The sequence below is a fragment of the Adlercreutzia sp. CNCM I-6215 genome, assembly GCF_977072315.1.
In genome coordinates this window covers 20,983-37,980 of the sequence record NZ_CDRVMA010000002.1, presented here as the reverse complement: position 1 = coordinate 37,980, position 16,998 = coordinate 20,983, and the positions used below count along the sequence as shown (strand labels likewise).

At 64.8% G+C, this 16,998-nt stretch carries 14 protein-coding genes; 12 read left to right on the top strand and 2 right to left on the bottom strand.

Annotated features, from left to right (window positions below; translation table 11 throughout):
* The first annotated feature begins 133 nt into the window (after window positions 1–133).
* The 11 genes from ACW4LP_RS01905 (at window position 134) to panF (ending at window position 13,722) form a co-directional block, all read left to right on the top strand.
* A complete protein-coding gene (locus ACW4LP_RS01905; protein ID WP_161127847.1) occupies window positions 134–694 on the top strand; it encodes a hypothetical protein in 561 nt (186 codons plus the stop codon).
* A 294-nt stretch (window positions 695–988) separates the two neighbouring features.
* Window positions 989–1,525 (top strand): hypothetical protein, encoded by a 537-nt coding sequence (locus ACW4LP_RS01900; RefSeq protein ID WP_022740012.1) that lies wholly within the window; start codon window positions 989–991, stop codon window positions 1,523–1,525.
* Window positions 1,526–1,789: 264 nt separating this feature from the next.
* Window positions 1,790–3,190 (top strand): trigger factor, encoded by a 1,401-nt coding sequence (gene tig, locus ACW4LP_RS01895; protein WP_227069597.1) that lies wholly within the window; start codon window positions 1,790–1,792, stop codon window positions 3,188–3,190.
* A gap of 166 nt (window positions 3,191–3,356) precedes the next feature.
* Window positions 3,357–3,995: an ATP-dependent Clp endopeptidase proteolytic subunit ClpP gene (gene clpP, locus ACW4LP_RS01890; protein ID WP_227069706.1), complete on the top strand. Its 639-nt coding sequence runs from the start codon at window positions 3,357–3,359 to the stop codon at window positions 3,993–3,995.
* A gap of 6 nt (window positions 3,996–4,001) precedes the next feature.
* Entirely contained in the window at window positions 4,002–5,399 is a 1,398-nt protein-coding gene (gene clpX / locus ACW4LP_RS01885; protein ID WP_022740009.1) for an ATP-dependent Clp protease ATP-binding subunit ClpX, read from the top strand.
* Between the two features lie 112 nt (window positions 5,400–5,511).
* Window positions 5,512–8,187, top strand: a complete 2,676-nt coding sequence (locus tag ACW4LP_RS01880; RefSeq protein ID WP_455803413.1) for a valine--tRNA ligase — start codon at window positions 5,512–5,514, stop codon at window positions 8,185–8,187.
* Window positions 8,188–8,444: 257 nt separating this feature from the next.
* On the top strand, window positions 8,445–9,020 hold the full coding sequence (locus ACW4LP_RS01875; RefSeq protein WP_415979157.1) for a hypothetical protein: 576 nt from the start codon (window positions 8,445–8,447) through the stop codon (window positions 9,018–9,020).
* Between the two features lie 153 nt (window positions 9,021–9,173).
* Window positions 9,174–9,677, top strand: a complete 504-nt coding sequence (locus tag ACW4LP_RS01870; RefSeq protein ID WP_022740006.1) for a zinc ribbon domain-containing protein — start codon at window positions 9,174–9,176, stop codon at window positions 9,675–9,677.
* 166 nt (window positions 9,678–9,843) lie between these two features.
* A complete protein-coding gene (thrS, locus tag ACW4LP_RS01865; protein WP_114540263.1) occupies window positions 9,844–11,763 on the top strand; it encodes a threonine--tRNA ligase in 1,920 nt (639 codons plus the stop codon).
* Window positions 11,764–11,918: 155 nt separating this feature from the next.
* Complete coding sequence (locus ACW4LP_RS01860) at window positions 11,919–12,245, top strand: YhdT family protein (protein WP_227069584.1); 327 nt, start codon at window positions 11,919–11,921, stop codon at window positions 12,243–12,245.
* Window positions 12,238–13,722: a sodium/pantothenate symporter gene (gene panF / locus ACW4LP_RS01855; RefSeq protein ID WP_114540264.1), complete on the top strand. Its 1,485-nt coding sequence runs from the start codon at window positions 12,238–12,240 to the stop codon at window positions 13,720–13,722. The genes ACW4LP_RS01860 and panF overlap by 8 nt, the downstream gene beginning before the upstream one ends.
* Window positions 13,723–13,812: 90 nt before the next feature.
* Here panF and trxB read toward each other — a convergent pair whose 3' ends face one another.
* Together trxB and trxA are read right to left on the bottom strand one after the other, a co-directional pair.
* Complete coding sequence (gene trxB / locus ACW4LP_RS01850; RefSeq protein ID WP_455803412.1) at window positions 13,813–14,823, bottom strand: thioredoxin-disulfide reductase; 1,011 nt, start codon at window positions 14,821–14,823, stop codon at window positions 13,813–13,815.
* 178 nt (window positions 14,824–15,001) lie between these two features.
* Window positions 15,002–15,310 (bottom strand): thioredoxin, encoded by a 309-nt coding sequence (gene trxA / locus ACW4LP_RS01845; RefSeq protein ID WP_114540266.1) that lies wholly within the window; start codon window positions 15,308–15,310, stop codon window positions 15,002–15,004.
* Window positions 15,311–15,605: 295 nt separating this feature from the next.
* Between trxA and ACW4LP_RS01840 the strand changes: the two genes are divergently transcribed.
* Window positions 15,606–16,994: a cation:proton antiporter gene (locus ACW4LP_RS01840; protein ID WP_227069582.1), complete on the top strand. Its 1,389-nt coding sequence runs from the start codon at window positions 15,606–15,608 to the stop codon at window positions 16,992–16,994.
* Window positions 16,995–16,998: the final 4 nt, after the last annotated feature.

Here is a 16,998-nt window from a genome sequence, read left to right as displayed (position 1 = left end):
AGGGAACACGGGTTCCTATACTGCTTGTCGGTCAATTTCCGTGTGGCCCGCTGTCGCGGCAGCTCAAACCAGTGAAACGTTGCGAGCGGGCGCGCGGTCGCGAGTGAGCGCAACAAGAAGAAAGGAATGCTTCATGGCAAAGACCTCCAAGATCGCAAAGGCTCCCAAGTCCTTCAAGTCCTACGCGCTGAACAAGTGCCTCATCGGCTACGGCGTGGTGAACGGCATCATCAACGCGGCCATCTTCGCCGGCATCAACGCCGGCGCTCCCGATGCGATGTTCGGCATGCACGACATCGTGCACGACCTCGCCTTCACCGGCCTTCTCCTCGGTATGCTGCTGTTCGCCTGCGTCGTGCCGCTCACCCGCATGGATCTGCGCAAGGGCGTTTTCTCCCTGCCCGGTGCGGCGGGCGGTGCCTTTCCGCTCGTCTCCTCGTCCTACGCGGTCTCCATTCTCGGCGTGGGCGCGCTCGCCGCGGTGGTCATGACCGGTGCCGGCGCCCTTCTTTCCTTGGCATTGCCGGCCGCCGGCGCTACCGTGACCGGCATGATGTTCCTCAAGGGCCTCGTGTGCGCTTTGGGCGGCGCGGTCGCCGGCTGGTTCACCATCAGCTTCGTGGTGCGCGGCCAGCAGAAGGCCGACGAGGTGGCGGCCGCCATGGCCTCCAAGACTGCCGGGGCTGCGCTCTAGGATAGCTTGCTCGGTCCTGCGCTTGCGCCCGTCGAGATCGGTCTTGCGAAAGGCCGTTCCCGGCGGGCGCGCTTTGTTTCGAGCGAGGCGCGGGGCTGCTTGTCGAAACAGGTCGGGAACGAATCGGTGGCCCGCCGATGGCAAGGTTGCCCCTAAGGTTCCTCCGTGCCCACCCTTCCGTAACGGCACTCCGGGTTTTCGCCGATGGCATCAGGGCGACGCCCATACTGAGAGGCGCCGGGCGACTTCGGCAAGTTGTGCCGGCAGACGAAGATCCCGATGAAAGGAATGCTCATGGCAAAGTCAATGGCTGGCTCGGCGCCCGCGGCGCCGACGCGGTCCGCCAAGCCGTTCAATTCATACTTACTGAATAAGTGCATCGTCGGTTACGGCATCATCAACGGCATCATCAATGCGGTCATTTTCTATCTTATGCACCTGTCTGAGCCCGAGCTCCTCTTCAGCGAGGCCGACATCTTCCATGACTTCGCGCTTACGGGGGTTCTGCTCGGCATTCTGCTGTTCGTCATCGTGGTGCCGCTCACCCGCATGGATCTGCGCAAGGGCGTTTTCTCCGGGCCGAATGTCGCCAATCTCGGCGGCGCGGCGTCTCTCGTGCCAGCAAGCTACGCTCCGGCGCTGCTCGTGGCAACGGTTGCCGCCACTGTCTCGCTGATGGGCGTCGGTGCTTTCGCCTGCGTGCTTCTGCCGCTGCCGCTTACCGTGACGGGTCTTATGCTGCTCAAGGGCCTTGTGTGCGCTTGCGCCGGTGCCGTCGCCGGGTACATCACGATCTGCTACGTCGTGCGCTCTGGCAAAAGCGAGGCCTAGGGGGCCGGTCTGCAGAGCCGCGGTGCCCTGCTTGGGACGGGCGGGGTCGGCAGAGTGCGGCGAATCGACGCCATAGGGAGACGCAGGATGCCCTGCGTCTCTTTTTTGTGTCATGGTCTCGGTGACGTGTAGCCACTGTGGGAGGGTTGTGGCATAATAGCGAACCGTGCGCTTCCGCGGCGGATTCCCGTGGCGGATCGCCGAGGAAGTGTTCGCGCGGGCGATAAGCCCGTACCGTGTCAGGAAACGATGGAGGAACTATTCGTGGAAACTAAGGTTGAGTCCCTGGAGGGCAACAAGGTCAAGGTCACCGTCACGGTGGACGCCGCCGATATCGACGGCCGCATCAAGAAAACCTACAAGGACTTCGCTCGCAAGTACAACTTCCCGGGATTCCGCAAGGGCAAGGCCCCGCGCCCGGTTATCGACAACGCGCTGGGCGCCGAGGCGGTCGTCGGCACCGTCACCGAGGAGCTGCTGAACGGCACGTGGACGGCCGCGATCGACGAGGCCAAGCTCGCCCCGGTGGGCGGCCCGGTCATGGAGACCAACGAGATCGTGAAGGCCGGCGAGCCCTACGAGTACTCCTTCACCATCGAGCTGCGCCCCGAGGTGGAGCTTACCAGCTACGAGCCCGTGGCCATCGAGATGCCCTTCGCCGAGGCCACCGATGCCGAGATCGACGAGCAGGTCGAGGCCATGGCCGAGCACTACACCGACTACGAGGACGCTTCCGCCGCTACCAAGATGAAGCCGGAGAACTACGCCGACCTCACCATGAAGGCCACCGACGCCGACGGCAACGAGATCGCCGCGCTCGCGAGCGAGTCCCGTCTGTACGGCCCGGGCACCGGCATGTTCTCCGAGGCCTTCGACGAGGAGATCCTCGGCATGAAGAAGGGCCAGACCAAAGAGTTCACGCTCGAGATTCCCGAGGACGAGACGGCCGTGCTTCTGGCCGGGCAGGCAGGCAAGCCTGTCACCTTCGAGGTCACCTGCAACGTGGTGAAGAAGAAGGTCACGCCCGAGGTCACCGACGAGTGGGCCAAGGAGAAGATGGGCTTCGAGTCCGTCGAGGACATGCGCGAGCGCATCAAGGAGTCGCTGAATGCGCAGAAGGGCTCGCTGATGCCGCGCATCAAGGAGAACAACATCATGGTCGAGCTGCGCGACCGCGTCGAGGGCGATGTGCCCGAGTCGCTCGTCGAGCAGGCCGAGACATCGCTGCTCCAGGACTTCTTCGGCCAGCTGCAGCAGGCCGGCATGACCTTCGACGCCTACCTGGCCAGCCAGAACATCACGCCCGACCAGTTCAAGGCCGACCTGAAGGCCCAGTCCGCCGACCAGGTGAAGGAAGAGCTGGCGCTCGAGGCGTGGGCGCGCCACAACAACATGGAGATCACCGACGAGGACGTCACTGCCGAGTTCGCCAAGACCGGCGTTGAGGATCCCGCGGCGCTGGAGCAGGAGTGGCGCGACGCCGGCCGTCTGCACCTCATCCGCACCGGTCTTTTGCGCCAGAAGGCCATCGAGGATCTCATGGAGAACGCGAATGTGACCGAGGTGGACTTCGCCGCCAAGGCCGCCGAGGAGAAGAAGGCCGCCAAGAAGCCGGCGAAGAAGAAGGCCGCCAAGAAGGACGAGGCCGAAGAGGCCGCCGAGTAGCCTTCCAGCTAGCAGGTTTCGAAGGGGCGGGTCACCGCCCCTTCTGCTATTTTCGCTAGGAGTCTTGCGCTGCGAACGGATGTATAGCAATATGATCTTGAACTATGTGAAGGCCGCTGCGAGCGGCCCTATTTACGAAAGCGAGGTATCTATGGGCATCGAACGTATGCAGAGCGGCCTGGTCCGCCCGAGCAACGCCCTCATCCCCTACGTCATCGAGCAGTCGCCGCGCGGCGAGCGCAGCTACGACATCTACAGCCGCCTGCTCAACGACCGCATCATCTTCCTGGGCGAGCAGATCGACGACCACGTGGCCAACTCGGTCGTGGCGCAGCTTTTGCACCTGGAGGCCACCGATCCGGACAAGGACATCTCCCTGTACATCAACTCGCCCGGCGGCTCGGTCACGGCCGGCCTCGGCATTCTGGACACCATGAACTTCATCAAGTGCGACGTGTCCACCATCTGCATCGGCGAGTGCGCCTCCATGGCCGCGGTGCTCCTCTCCTCGGGCACCAAGGGCAAGCGCTTCGTGCTGCCGAACTCCATGGTGCTCATCCACCAGCCCTTGGGCGGCGCCCAGGGCCAGCAGACGGAAATCGCCATCGTGGCCGACTTCATGCTGAAGACGCGCAAGCGTCTGAACAAGATCCTGTCCGAGAACACCGGCCAATCCATCGAGAAGATTCAGCTCGATACCGAGCGCGACAACTACATGACCGCGGAGGAGGCCAAGGAATACGGCCTCGTCGACGAGATCATCTACCATCACGGCGCCATGCCCGGAGAGAAGAAGAGCGAATAAGACCCCATGAACCATCGTCACGACAATTACGGCCCCACTGACACCAATTATTTCTGCGCCTTCTGCGGCAAGACCGGAGACCAGGTCAACGCCATGATCTCCGGCCCCAACGGCATCTACATCTGCGACGAGTGCATCTCGGTGTGCGCCGACGCTATGATGCGGGACATGGGCTACGCCATGGCCCAGGAGGTGGAGATGCTGGAGGACGATCCCCGCCGCATGGGCTGGATGAACCCGCCGGCCGCCCAGGTCGAGCGCCAGGCCAGTCCCGTGGTCGACAACGCCCCCTCGCCGGCCGAGGTGCTGGGAGATTTGCCGACGCCCCACGAGCTGTACGCGCGCCTGTCCGAGCACGTCGTCGGCCAGGAGGAGGCCAAGCGCGCCCTTTCCGTGGCCGTCTACAACCACTACAAGCGAATCTCCATGGGCGCCGCCGCCCAGGAGGGCGACGTGGAGCTGGCCAAGTCGAACATCATGCTCATCGGCCCCACCGGCTCGGGCAAGACGCTTCTGGCCCAGACGCTGGCCCGCACGCTGAAGGTGCCCTTCGCCATCGCTGACGCCACCACGCTCACCGAGGCGGGATACGTGGGCGAGGACGTGGAGAACATCCTGCTCAAGCTCATCACCGCCGCCGACTTCGAGGTGCCCCGGGCCGAGATCGGCATCATCTACATCGACGAGATCGACAAGATCGCCCGCAAGGCCGAGAACCTCTCCATCACCCGCGACGTGTCCGGCGAGGGCGTCCAGCAGGCGCTCCTCAAGATCGTCGAGGGCTGCGAGGCGAGCGTGCCTCCCCAGGGCGGCCGCAAGCATCCCCAGCAGGAGCTCATCCCCATCGACACGACGAACATCCTGTTCATTCTGGGCGGTGCCTTCGTGGGCCTGGCCGACATCGTGGCCCAGCGCGTGGGAACCACGTCCCTCGGCTTCGCCAGCGAGCTGCCCGCCTCCAAGAAGGAGTCCGAGGCCGAGCTTCTGAAGAAGGTGCTGCCGGAGGACTTGAACAAGTACGGCATGATCCCCGAGTTCGTGGGCCGCATCCCGGTCATCACGTCGCTGAACGAGCTGTCGGAGGAGGATCTCGTCCGCATCCTCGTCGAGCCGAAGAACGCGCTCGTCAAGCAGTACACCCGCATGTTCGAGTTCGAGGACTCGCGCCTCACCTTCGAGCCGGCGGCGCTTTCCGCCATCGCCCATGAGGCGGTGGAACACGGCACCGGCGCCCGCGGCCTGCGCTCCATCTGCGAGCGCGTGCTCATGGACGTCATGTACGACTTGCCGGAGCACAAGGGCGCCACCTCCGTCACGGTGCGCGCGAGCGATATCGCCGGCGAGACGCGCCCCGAGATCGTCGAGATCGCCGACGGAAGCGCTCAGGTGGCTCTTTCTGCGTAAGGCAGCGGGCCTTCTGTGCGATAATCGCCCAAGGCAATCTGGCGGGCGGCCGCGTGCGTGCCGCCCGCCTTGTTTTATACCGAGCAATCAGGGAAAGCGAGGGCAAGGGCCTATGTCCGAGGACAAGAAGAAGTCCACCGACTACGCCGCCATGGAGCGGCCCATCTTCGAGGCGTGGAAGGACGCCGGCTACTTCCAGCGCACGCCGGGCTTCGGCGAGCACGGGGGGGAGTCCTACACCATCGTCATCCCGCCGCCGAACATCACCGGCGTGCTGCACATGGGGCACGCGCTGAACGACACCATCCAGGACGCTTGCATCCGCCGCGCCCGCATGCGCGGTTTCCAAACCCGCTGGATCATCGGCACCGACCATGCCGGCATCTCCACCCAGACCAAGGTGGACAAGCGCCTGGCCGAGCAGGGCATCTCGCGTTTGGAAATCGGCCGCGAGGCCTTCGTCGAGGAATGCTACAAGTGGCGCGACGAGTACGGCACTACCATCGTGAACCAGATCAAGGGCATGGGCTGCTCCTGCGACTACTCCGACGAGCACTTCACGCTGGAGCCGGCCTACGTGCGCGCCGTGCGGAAGCTGTTCACCGACTGGTACCACGAGGGCATCATCTACCGCGGCAAGCGCATCGTGAACTGGTGCCCGCACTGCACCACGGCCATCGCCGACGATGAGGCCGAGTACGTGGACGAGTCGGGGCATTTGTGGTACCTGCGCTACCCGCTTACCGAGCCGGCGTGTGGCCTGGAGTACCTGGTCGTCGCCACCACGCGCCCCGAGACGATGCTCGGCGACACCGGCGTGGCCGTGAACCCCAAGGACGAGCGCTTCGGACATCTCGTCGGCAAGACGGTGAAGTTGCCGCTCGTGGACCGCGAGATCCCCATCTTCGCCGACTGGCACGTGGATACCGAGTTCGGCACGGGCTGCGTGAAGGTGACCCCCTCGCACGATCCCAATGACTGGGCGATGGGGGAGCGCGCCGGGCTTGAGCGCATCAACATCTTCGACGAGACGGCCCATGTCGTGGAAGGCTACGGGAAGTTCTCCGGCATGGACCGCGACGAGGCCCGCGAGGCCATCGTGGCCGCCTTCGACGAGCTGGGCCTGCTCGATCACGTGGAGGATCACGACCATTCCGTCATGACCTGCTACCGTTGCCATACCAAGCTGGAGCCCTGGGAGTCCGAGCAGTGGTTTGTGGCCGTGGACGCCCTGAAGGAGCCGGCGGCCCGCGTGGTGGAGGACGGCTCCATCCAGTTCCATCCGGCTCGCTGGAAGCAGGTGTACCTGGACTGGCTCGCGAACCTGAAGGACTGGTGCATCTCCCGCCAGCTGTGGTGGGGCCACCGCATCCCCATGTTCTACTGCGACACCTGCGGCTGGGAGGATGCCTCGGTGGAGGAGATCGAGGTCTGCCCAGTCTGCGGCGCGCCGGTGCGCCAGGACGAGGACGTGCTGGACACCTGGTTCTCCAGCCAGCTGTGGCCCTTTGCCACCATGGGCTGGACGGAGGAGGGCATGGACGCCCCGCAGATGCGCGACGCCTACCCGACTCAGGTGCTCTCCACGGCTCGCGACATCATGGGACTTTGGGTGGCGCGCATGGTCATGGCCTCTATGTACTGCTGCGACGAGACCATTCCCTTCGACGACGTCATCATTCACCCGACGGTCATGGCCGCCGACGGCAAGCCCATGTCGAAGAGCCGCGGCAACGGCGTCGATCCGCTGCGCCTCATGGAGGACTACGGCGCCGACGGCATGCGCTTCGGCCTGCTCATGCAGGTGACCGGCGCCCAGGATCTGAAGTTCAACGAGGCGAAGCTGGAGAGCTCCCGCAACTTCGCGAACAAGGTGAAGAACGCGAGCCGCTTCGTGCTCATGAACCTTGAGGGGTACGAGCCCGGCGCTCCGGAGCCCACCACGCCGGCCGACCGCTGGATCTTCTCGCGGCTGGCCAAGATCGTCGCTGCGGTGGACGCGGCCTACGACAACTTCGAGTTCGGCGAGATCACCCGCGAGCTGTACAGCTTCGTGTGGAACGAGTTCTGCGACTGGTACATCGAGTTCTCGAAGGCGCGTTTGGGAGCGGATGCCGATCCGGCCGACCGCGCCGCGTGCCAACGTAACCTCGTGTTCGTGCTGGGGCAGATCCTGCGCCTTCTGCATCCCATCATGCCGTTCGTGACCGAGCAGGTCTACGGCGAGATGCCCAAGGAGGATGATGCGGCGCCGATGCTCATCGTGGCCGCCTGGCCCGATGCGGGCGAGCTCGCCGCCTACGTGGACGAGGATGCCGAGCGGGCCATTGCCATGGTGTGCGAGGTGGTCGGTGCCGTGCGTTCCACCCGGGCGCGCTACGGCATCTCCCCGAAGACGGCGCTGCCCGTGGCCGTGAAGGTGGCCGACGAGGCCGACGCCGCGCTGCTTATCGCCCAGGAGCACCTGGTGCGCCAGCTCGCCAACGTGGAGGAGTTCGACGTGGCCGTGGAGGCTTCCAAGCCCGCCGAGTCCGCTGTGGTGCTGGGAAGCGGCCTGGAGGTGTACATCGTGCTGGCGGGGCATGTGGACTTCGCCGCCGAGCGCGCCCGCCTCGTGAAGGAGCGCGAGGGCGTGGCCAAGGATGCCGCCAAGTTCGAGAAGAAGCTCTCCAACCCCGGCTTCCTGACGAAGGCGGCCCCCGAGATCGTCGAGAAGGACCGCGCCAAACTAGCCGACCTCACCGACAAGCTCGCCCGCCTGGATGCCCAAATCGCCGAGCTGGGCTAAGCTTTTTCAATTCCGCATTACTCGTGATTTGATCCGTAGGGGGCGACCTTGGTCGCCCCTTTTCAGTTTCGTGAATCTCCCTTTTTTGGGAGGGCGGCGCAAGCGCCGCCCCTACGGAGTTTTGCAACTTCGCGCGGTGAGAATGCGCTGCGACGCGACTGCGGTCAGCGCGGGGAGCGAAACGGGACATTCTCGCGTCATTTCTGCGGTTTGGCTCTGCCGGGAAGCGCTTCCGGTACTACCAGGCTGTCCTGGATGTGAGGGAGCTTCCCGCTGGGGACGACTACGACCGGCTGCCCGAGAGCTTCGTCGTCTTCCTGTGCAGCCAGGATCCCTTCGGGTACGACCTGCCCGTCTACCACCTCGAGCGCCGATGCGACGAGGTCCACGAATTGCGGCTCGGGGATGCCTCGCACTGGCTCGCGCTGAACGCCCGGGCATGGGAGGACGCGCCGGGCGGCGATCTGCTCGATCTGTTAAGATATGCCCAGACGGGCAAGGCCCTGGGATCGCTCTCGCGCAAGATAGAGGCAGCGGTCGGGCGGGCCAACGAGGATCGAGAGTGGGTGGACAAGGTGTGGTCGGTGAGCACGATCGTGGAGAACGCCGCGCGGCGCGAGCGCATAAACGGCCGCATAGCCTGCGAGGAGGCGCGCGAGGAAGGTCGCCAAGAAGGTCGCCAAGAAGGTCGCCAAGAAGGTCGCGAGGAGGGTTCCGCGCGATTCGCCGCCCTGGCATCCCGGCTCATAGAGGCCGGCCGTGTCGACGACCTTGCGCAAGCGGCGTCCGATCCCGCTCGTCGCGACGAGCTCTTCCGGGAACTGGGAGTCTGAAGTTGCTCATCCTCTAACAGCAACCAATGTGCTTTCGTCTCTCGCCCTCGGCGGAATATGCGGTGCGTTCGTGCAGGTGGGGTTCACTTGCTTGCAGGTTTGCTATAATGGGCCGACACGTCATCAATTGCACTCGAATCAGAAGAGGTTGATATGAGCGAGCTTCTTGCCCAGCTGTGGACGCCGGAGATGCAGGCGGCCTTTACTGTTGTCTTGGTTCTGCTGGTCATTTTGTACGTGCTTTCCATCGTGTGGGTCGTGCGCGACGCCTATCTGCGCGGCACCGCCTGGTACATCTGGGCCGTGGTGGCGCTCGTGCCGGTGCTGGGCTTGGTGGCCTACTGCTTGCTGCGCCCTCCACTGCTCCAGCTCGATCGCGACGAGCAGGAGCTGGAGATCGCGCTCAAACAGCGCCAGCTCATGAAGTACGGCGAATGCGCCAACTGCGGCTATCCCGTAGAGGCGGACTTTGTCCTGTGCCCGAACTGCCACACGCAACTGAAGAACCTCTGCATGCGCTGCAACCACGCGCTTGAGCCCTCTTGGACGGTCTGCCCTTACTGCGCCACACCCGTGGGCGCCCCTGCTCCGCATGCCACGCGTCAGCGTCGCCCCTCCGGCCAGGCGCGTCAGAGCCGCCCGGCCAGCCAGGGCTAGGTTTTTTTCAACAAGTTAGCCTAAAGGCAGAGCCGCCCCAGTGCGGCTCTGTTTTAATAGGGGAGCATCGGAATCCCGGTGCTTCGAAACGGAGTCGGGGTAGTCAACGCCCCGGCGGAAACCGCGCAGGCGCTCTGTGCGCGCCCGGCGCGAGGAAAGGAGTTCCATGAACATCGTACTGCCCGACGGATCCGTCAAGGAGCTGGAAGAGGGCGCCACCGTCGCCGACGTGGCCGCCTCCATCGGCGCGGGGCTCGCCCGCGCGGCGCTGGCCGGCATCGTCAACGACACCCCCGTCGACTTGGACGCCGTCGTCTCCGACGGCGATTCCGTGGCCATCGTCACCGCCAAGAGCGACGAGGGCCTCGGGCTCATGCGCCATTCCACGGCCCATCTTCTGGCCGCCGCCCTCACCGATATGTACCCCGGTGTGAAGTTCGGCGTCGGCCCGGCCATCGAGAACGGCTTCTACTACGACATCGAGCTGCCCGAGGGCGTGACCGTCTCGCCGGACGACTTCGCCGCCATTGAGGCCCGCATGGCCGAGATCGCCAAGTCCGGCGCCGCCATCGTCCGTCGCGAGGTCAGCCGCGACGAGGCGCGGGAGATCTTCGCCGACCAGCCGCTCAAGCTCGAGCTCATCGACGAGCTGCCCGAGGACGAGACCATCTCCATCTACCAGCTCGGCGACTTCACCGACCTGTGCCGCGGGCCGCACGTGCCCGACACCGGCAAGCTCGGCGCCTACAAGCTCACCAAGGTGGCCGGCGCCTACTGGAAGGGCGACTCGGACAACGAGATGCTCACCCGCATCTACGGCACGGCGTTCTTCAGCAAAAAGGAGCTGGAAGAGTACCTGCACAACCTGGAGGAGGCCGAGAAGCGCGACCACCGCAAGCTCGGGCGCGAGCTGGGCATCTACATGATGGAGCCCATGGCCGGCGTGGGCCTGCCGCTGTACCTCCCTAAGGGCGCGCGCGTCATCCGCACCCTGCAGGAGTGGCTGCGCCGCGATCTGTACGAGCGCGGCTACGAGGAGGTCATCACTCCGCACATCTACAACGCGGATGTGTGGAAGACCTCCGGCCATTACGGCTTCTACCACGAGAACATGTACTTCTTCCAGATCAACGAGGGCACCGATGAGGAGCCTCGCTACTCCGAGTACGGCGTGAAGCCCATGAACTGCCCGGGGCACGTGATCATCTACAAGAACGAGCTGCACTCCTACCGCGATCTGCCGCTGCGCTACTTCGAGTTCGGCACCGTGTACCGCCACGAGATGTCCGGCGTGGTCCACGGCCTCTTGCGCGCCCGCGGCTTCACCCAGGACGACGCCCACATCTTCTGCACCAAAGACCAGGTGGTCGACGAGGTAGTCGCCATCCTGGAGCTGGTCGACTACATCATGGGCACCTTCGGCTTCACCTACGAGGCCGAGATCTCCACGCGCCCGGACAAGTCCATCGGCACCGACGACATGTGGGAGCACGCCACCGAGTCGCTGAAGGAGGCCTGCGCGCGCCGGGGTCTCGCCTACGACATCAACGAGGGCGACGGCGCCTTCTACGGGCCGAAGATCGACATCAAGGTGAAGGACGCCATCGGGCGCACCTGGCAGTGCTCCACGGTGCAGATCGACTTCAACATGCCCATGCGCTTCGGGCTGACCTACCGCACCGAGGACAACACCGAGGAGACCCCCTGGATGCTGCACCGCGCCATCTTCGGCTCCATCGAGCGCTTCCTCGGCATCCTCATCGAGCACTATGCCGGCGCGCTGCCGCTGTGGCTGGCCCCGGTACAGGTAGCCGTCATCCCCATCGCCGACCGCCACAAGGAGGCGGCGGCCGAGTTCGCCGGCGAGCTTAAGGCCGTGGGCGGCCGCGTGGAGGTCATGGATCAGAACGAGCCCATGAAGGTGAAGATCGCGAAGGCCCAGAGCCAGAAGATCCCCTACATGATCGTCATGGGCGACAAGGAGGTCGAGGAGAAGCTCGTCAGCGTGCGCGAGCGCTCGGAGGGCGATTTGGGCCAGTGGGATCGTCAGAAGTTCATCGACGTGATCAGGGATGCCGCCATCTAGACCTATAGCCAGAAACTATAGGTAACACCGCGTCAAACGCAAGGCTCCGAGGGTACACTGCCCTCGGAGCTTTTTGCGTTCCGGAGGAACGAATGCGGGATCGAAGGGGCCGGATGCCGAAGGGGGCGGAAGGCCGGTGGCGAGAGGAGATGGGCATGAGGAGAACGTTTTCCACCTATGGCGCCAAGATGCGCCAGGCCAACCGGGAGGCGGTGGCGACCGTCATCGCGCTGGCGGTCATCGTGGCTGTGTGGCTTGTGGGTGGTATCGGGCTTGCCGGCTGCGGCATCGAGGTGTTCTCGACGCCGCTGTGGATCATCGGAGGCACAATCGGTCCATGGATCGCGGCTATCGTCTGCGCCGTCGTGCTTGCCCGCTGCGTCTTCGCGGATTTCAGCCTCGACGATGATGCCGAGGCTGTAGTCGGTGCAGCCACTGCCGGCGCAACGGACGCTGAAGGGGAGGAGGCCCGCCGTGGCTAGTCTCGCCTCCCTCATCCCGCTTATCCTCTTCCTCCTCGTTGCCCTGGCGGCGAGCATCGTCGTGCGTCACCGCGCTGATGCGGCCGGGGGCGGCTTCGTCAACAGCTACTTCATCGGCAACCGTGCCCTTGGCGGCTTCGTGCTGGCCATGACCACCATCGCCACCTACGGCTCGGTGAGCTCCTTTGTGGGCGGCCCCGGCCAGGCGTGGCAGATCGGCTTCGGCTGGGTGTACATGGCCGTGGTGCAGGTGACGGCGCTCGTTTTGCTCTACGGCATCTTCGGGAAGAAGATGGCGCTCATCTCCCGCAAGCTGGACGCCGTCACGGTAGTGGACGTCATCCGCGCCCGTTACGGGTCCAATGCACTCGCGAACTTATCGGCGCTCGTCATCGTGCTGTTCTTCGCCGCCACCATGGTGGCCCAGTTCGTCGGCGGCGCGAAGCTCTTTGAGGCGGTGACCGGGTACTCCTACCTGGTGGGCCTGGCGCTGTTCGGGGTGGCGGTCATCCTGTTCACCACCATTGGCGGCTTTCGCGGCGTGGCCGTGACCGATGCCCTGTGCGGCATCATGATGCTCGCGGGCATCGTGGTACTCGCCGGGGGCATTTTATCTGCCGGGGGCGGCTACGAGGCCATCATGACCTCCATCAAGGAGACTTCCCCGGAGATGCTTGAGCCCTTCGCCGGGGGCGCCATGCCGCCGTCTCTGTACTTCACGCAGTGGCTGCTCGTGGGCGTGTTCACCTTCGTGCTGCCCCAATCGGTGGTGCGCACCATGGGCTACAAGGACGTGAAGTCGCTGCACCGCGCCATGATCTGGGGCACCGTCATCATCGGCGCCATGATGATCGGCGTCACCTCGCTCGGCGTGCTTACAGCCGGTGTTCTTACGGAGGACCTCGCCGCCTACGGGGGCAGCGTGGACAACATCATCCCGACGGTCATCACGGCCTCGCTGCCGCCGGCGTTGGCGGGCATCGCCATCATAGGACCTGTGGCCGCGTCCATTTCCACGGTGTCATCGCTGCTCATCTCGTCGTCCTCGGCCATCATCAAGGACGTCTATCTGCACTGGTGCGACGACCGCGGGCACGCGCCCTCCCAGCGCTCCGTCGCCCTTTCCAGCCAGGCGGTGACGCTGGCGGTGGGCCTGCTCGTGTTCGTGCTCTCCATCGTGCCGCCAGACGTCATCTGGAAGATCAACATGTTCGCCTTCGGCGGCCTGGAGACGGCGTTTCTGTTCGTGCTTGTCTGCGGGTTGTTCTGGAAGCGGGCCAACGCCACGGGCGCTCTGCTCTCGCTCGCCGGCGGCACGTTGGCCTACTGCGCCGCCATGGCCGCGGGCTTCAAAGTGGCCGATTTGCACCAGATCGTCATCGGCGTGACGGCAGCCGGCGTCCTCATGGTGGTGGGAACGCTCGCTGGCAAGCAGAAAGAAGACGCCCGCATGGACGTCTTTTTCCCGACGGACTAGGGCCGCGGTCGGTCAACACGGCGCGCCCGGATCCTTTTCGGGATCCGGGCGCGCTTCTTTTATGAATGGGATTTCGACGCTCGGACGTCTTTATACCGCCGAGGGAGCCTCTTCAATGGCCTCCTTGGCCTCCAGAAACTCTGAGGCGGACTGGGCGCAGTTGGCGCCGTCGGCCACGGCGGTGACCACCTGACGCAGCTCCTTGGTGCGCACGTCGCCGGCGGCGAACACGCCGGGCATCGTGGTTCTGCCCATGGCGTCGGCGACGATATAGCCTCCGCCATCGGTTTCCAGGTCGCCCTCCAAAAAAGCGATGTAGGGCCTCATGCCGATGGCGATGAACACGGCCGAGGCGGCAAGCACTCGCTCGTCGTCAGTCTTCACGTTGCGCAGCTTGAGTCCCGTCACGCGCCCGTTCTCGCCCGTGATGAACTCCTCGGCAACGCTGTCCCAGCAAAACTCGACGTTGCCGAGTTCGCGTAGGCGTTCATGGTAGATGGCCGTGGCCCGCAGCTTGTCGCGCCGGTGCACCAGGTACACCTTGCGGCAGATGCGCGCGAGGTAGATGACGTCGGCCGCCGCCGTGTTGCCGCCGCCCACGACCACCACGTCCTTGTCGCGATAGAAGTTGCCGTCGCAGGTGGCGCAATAGGATACGCCGCGGCCGCGCAGCTCATCCTCGCGGGGCAGCCCGAGTTGGCTGGCCACCGCGCCCGTGGCCACGATGACCGTGCGGGCGAAGTAGGTGTTGAAGGGCGTGACGAGCTTGTTGGGCTCGGCGGAGAAGTCCACGGAGGTGACGTCTTCCATGATGGCCTTCGCCCCGAAGGAGAGGGCCTGATCGTACATGTCCATGGATAGCTCGAAGCCGCTGGTGGATCGGGTGTAGCCGGGGTAGTTCTCCAAGTGCTCGGTTTGGGCGCACTGGCCGCCGGGGGAGAGGCGCTCGAATAGCGCGGTGGAGAGTCCGGCGCGGGCCGCGTACAGCGCCGCCGTGAGACCGGCTGGGCCCGCGCCGATGATGGCGAGGTCGTACACCTCCTGGCCCTCATCGGGCCCCACCGGCGCGCCCATGCGGTTGTCGGTAACTTGTTCAGTCATAGTTGTGGGTCTCCCTCGGGCGGGACCACGGGGTACCTTGATTCGCTCAAACAGTCCTCGATGGTATCGAAGGCGAGGCGATCTTGCGTACTCTGCAGCTTTGCGCCTTCGATGCCATCTGCGGAACTCGCTCGGTCAAGGCACCCCGTGTTCCCGCTGAACATTGCCTCTGTCGAAACTAGAGCATCGCCAGGATGTTCTGCTTGGGCTGGGCGCCGAGGCGCTCATTTTTGATCTGGCCGTTCTCGAAGACGATAAGGGTCGGCACGCTGGAGACCTGGTACTTGAAGGCCAAGTCCGGACTCTGATCGATGTCCACCTTGTAGACGGCCACCTGCCCCGCCTTCTCGGTCGCGATCTCGTCGATGACCGGCGCCACCATACGGCACGGGCCGCACCAGGTGGCGAAGAAGTCGACGAGCACCGGGGTCTTCGCCTCGAGCACCTTCGTCTGGAACTCGTCAGCCGTTTTGATTACCTCAGCCATGATATCCTCCTAAATGGATGTTCGTATAGCGCGGAATGGGCCGAACTCGCCTTGGCGCGCATCGGCTGGGATCCGCTTCCGCCTGGTATTCTAGCCAAAGGCGCTGCCGACGCGACGCCGCGTCAAGGGGCTGACACGAAACCGTGGCACAGACGGCAGATAATCTGCGGCCGAACCGCTCACGTCTTCAACAGTCTGTCATCGCCGCTCCCTGCATGCCGCCCACATTCGCTAAAATGCCTATAGTGGACTCGAATACCGCGCGCGTTCGCGCAGGGGAGAGAAAGGAAGCGTCATGGCGATCGATTTGGTCTCGCTGGCCCTCATATCGCTGGTGTCCGTCGCGTGCCCCATCATCGCCGGGCTCATTCCGGGCAAGCCGATTCCCGAGACGGTGCTCCTTCTTCTGGCCGGGGCGCTGCTCGGCCCTCACGGGCTCGGCGCCATTCAGTCTACCGACGCCATCAACCTGCTGTCCGATTTGGGTCTCGTCTTCCTGTTCCTTCTCGCCGGCTACGAGATATCGCCGAAGAACCTCACCGGTACGGAGGGGAAGCGCGGAGCTGCTACCTGGGCGGTCACCTTCGCCATCGCATTCGTCGTCGTGGCCATTTGGCCGACGCTGTCGGCCTTCGAGCTGGACGGCCTGGCCGTGGTCATCGCGCTCACTACCACGGCCATGGGCACGCTTCTGCCCATTCTGCAGGAGCGCGGCATCCTGGGCACGCGGATGGGGAACGAGATCATCGCCTACGGCACCTGGGGCGAGCTGCTTCCCATCATCGCCATGGCGCTTCTGCTCTCGACCCGGGCCACCTGGCAGACAGTGGTCATCCTCCTCGCGTTCCTCGCCATCGCCGTGGCGGCCGCCGCCGTGCCGAAGATCGCCGAGCGCATCGGCGGCTACGTGCACCGGTTCATCGTTGCCAATGCCAACACCAACACGCAGATGGTCATCCGTTCGGTGAATCTGCTGCTCATCGGCCTGACGGCTGTTTCCGCCGTCTTCGATTTGGATATCGTGCTCGGCGCCTTCGCCGCCGGCTTCATCCTGCGCTATCTCATCCCCCAGGGCGACCAGACCATGGAGATGAAGCACAACGCCATTGCCTACGGCTTCCTCGTGCCGCTGTTCTTTGTGGTCTCCGGCGCGAAGGTGGACGTGCGGGCTATCGGTGCCGAGCCGGAGCTTTTGGGACTGTTCATCCTCCTTCTGCTGTTCGTGCGCGCGCTGCCCATCTTCGTAGGCCTCTCCACGGGACGCGAGTCGCGCACCATGGACGTGCGCGAGCGGCTCACCGTCGCCTTCTACTGCACGACGGCGCTTCCCATCATCGTGGCCGTCACCAGTGTGGCCGTCTCCGCCGAGGCCATGAGCCAGCAGACCGCCTCCGTGCTCGTGGCCGCCGGCGGCGTCACGGTGTTCCTCATGCCGCTGCTCGCCTCCGTCATGGCCCATTCGGTTAATGCCGATCTGGGCGAGGCGCTGCATGAGATCCGCGAGCAGCCCCGCGCCGTGGCCCATATTCTGGCCGAGCACCGCCGTCGCGAGCGCGAGCTGCACCGCCAGCTGAAGGCGCGCCTGGCCGCAGCGGGTGCGCGCCATGCCGACACCTTCGACCTCACCGAGCGCTGCCCCGGGGGCGTCTGCACCATAGCCGACACCGAGGACGACGGCCATTAATCGT

What these genes read in the sequence shown, in the direction of transcription:
- ACW4LP_RS01905 (WP_161127847.1), top strand. Translation starts at nt 134, where the DNA reads ATGGCAAAGACCTCCAAGATCGCAAAGGCTCCCAAGTCCTTCAAGTCC.
- ACW4LP_RS01870 (WP_022740006.1), top strand. Translation starts at nt 9,174, where the DNA reads ATGAGCGAGCTTCTTGCCCAGCTGTGGACGCCGGAGATGCAGGCGGCC.
- trxB (WP_455803412.1), bottom strand. Translation starts at nt 14,823, where the DNA reads ATGACTGAACAAGTTACCGACAACCGCATGGGCGCGCCGGTGGGGCCC.
- clpX (WP_022740009.1), top strand. Translation starts at nt 4,002, where the DNA reads ATGAACCATCGTCACGACAATTACGGCCCCACTGACACCAATTATTTC.
- ACW4LP_RS01860 (WP_227069584.1), top strand. Translation starts at nt 11,919, where the DNA reads ATGAGGAGAACGTTTTCCACCTATGGCGCCAAGATGCGCCAGGCCAAC.
- thrS (WP_114540263.1), top strand. Translation starts at nt 9,844, where the DNA reads ATGAACATCGTACTGCCCGACGGATCCGTCAAGGAGCTGGAAGAGGGC.
- trxA (WP_114540266.1), bottom strand. Translation starts at nt 15,310, where the DNA reads ATGGCTGAGGTAATCAAAACGGCTGACGAGTTCCAGACGAAGGTGCTC.
- ACW4LP_RS01900 (WP_022740012.1), top strand. Translation starts at nt 989, where the DNA reads ATGGCAAAGTCAATGGCTGGCTCGGCGCCCGCGGCGCCGACGCGGTCC.
- ACW4LP_RS01880 (WP_455803413.1), top strand. Translation starts at nt 5,512, where the DNA reads ATGTCCGAGGACAAGAAGAAGTCCACCGACTACGCCGCCATGGAGCGG.
- clpP (WP_227069706.1), top strand. Translation starts at nt 3,357, where the DNA reads ATGCAGAGCGGCCTGGTCCGCCCGAGCAACGCCCTCATCCCCTACGTC.
- ACW4LP_RS01840 (WP_227069582.1), top strand. Translation starts at nt 15,606, where the DNA reads ATGGCGATCGATTTGGTCTCGCTGGCCCTCATATCGCTGGTGTCCGTC.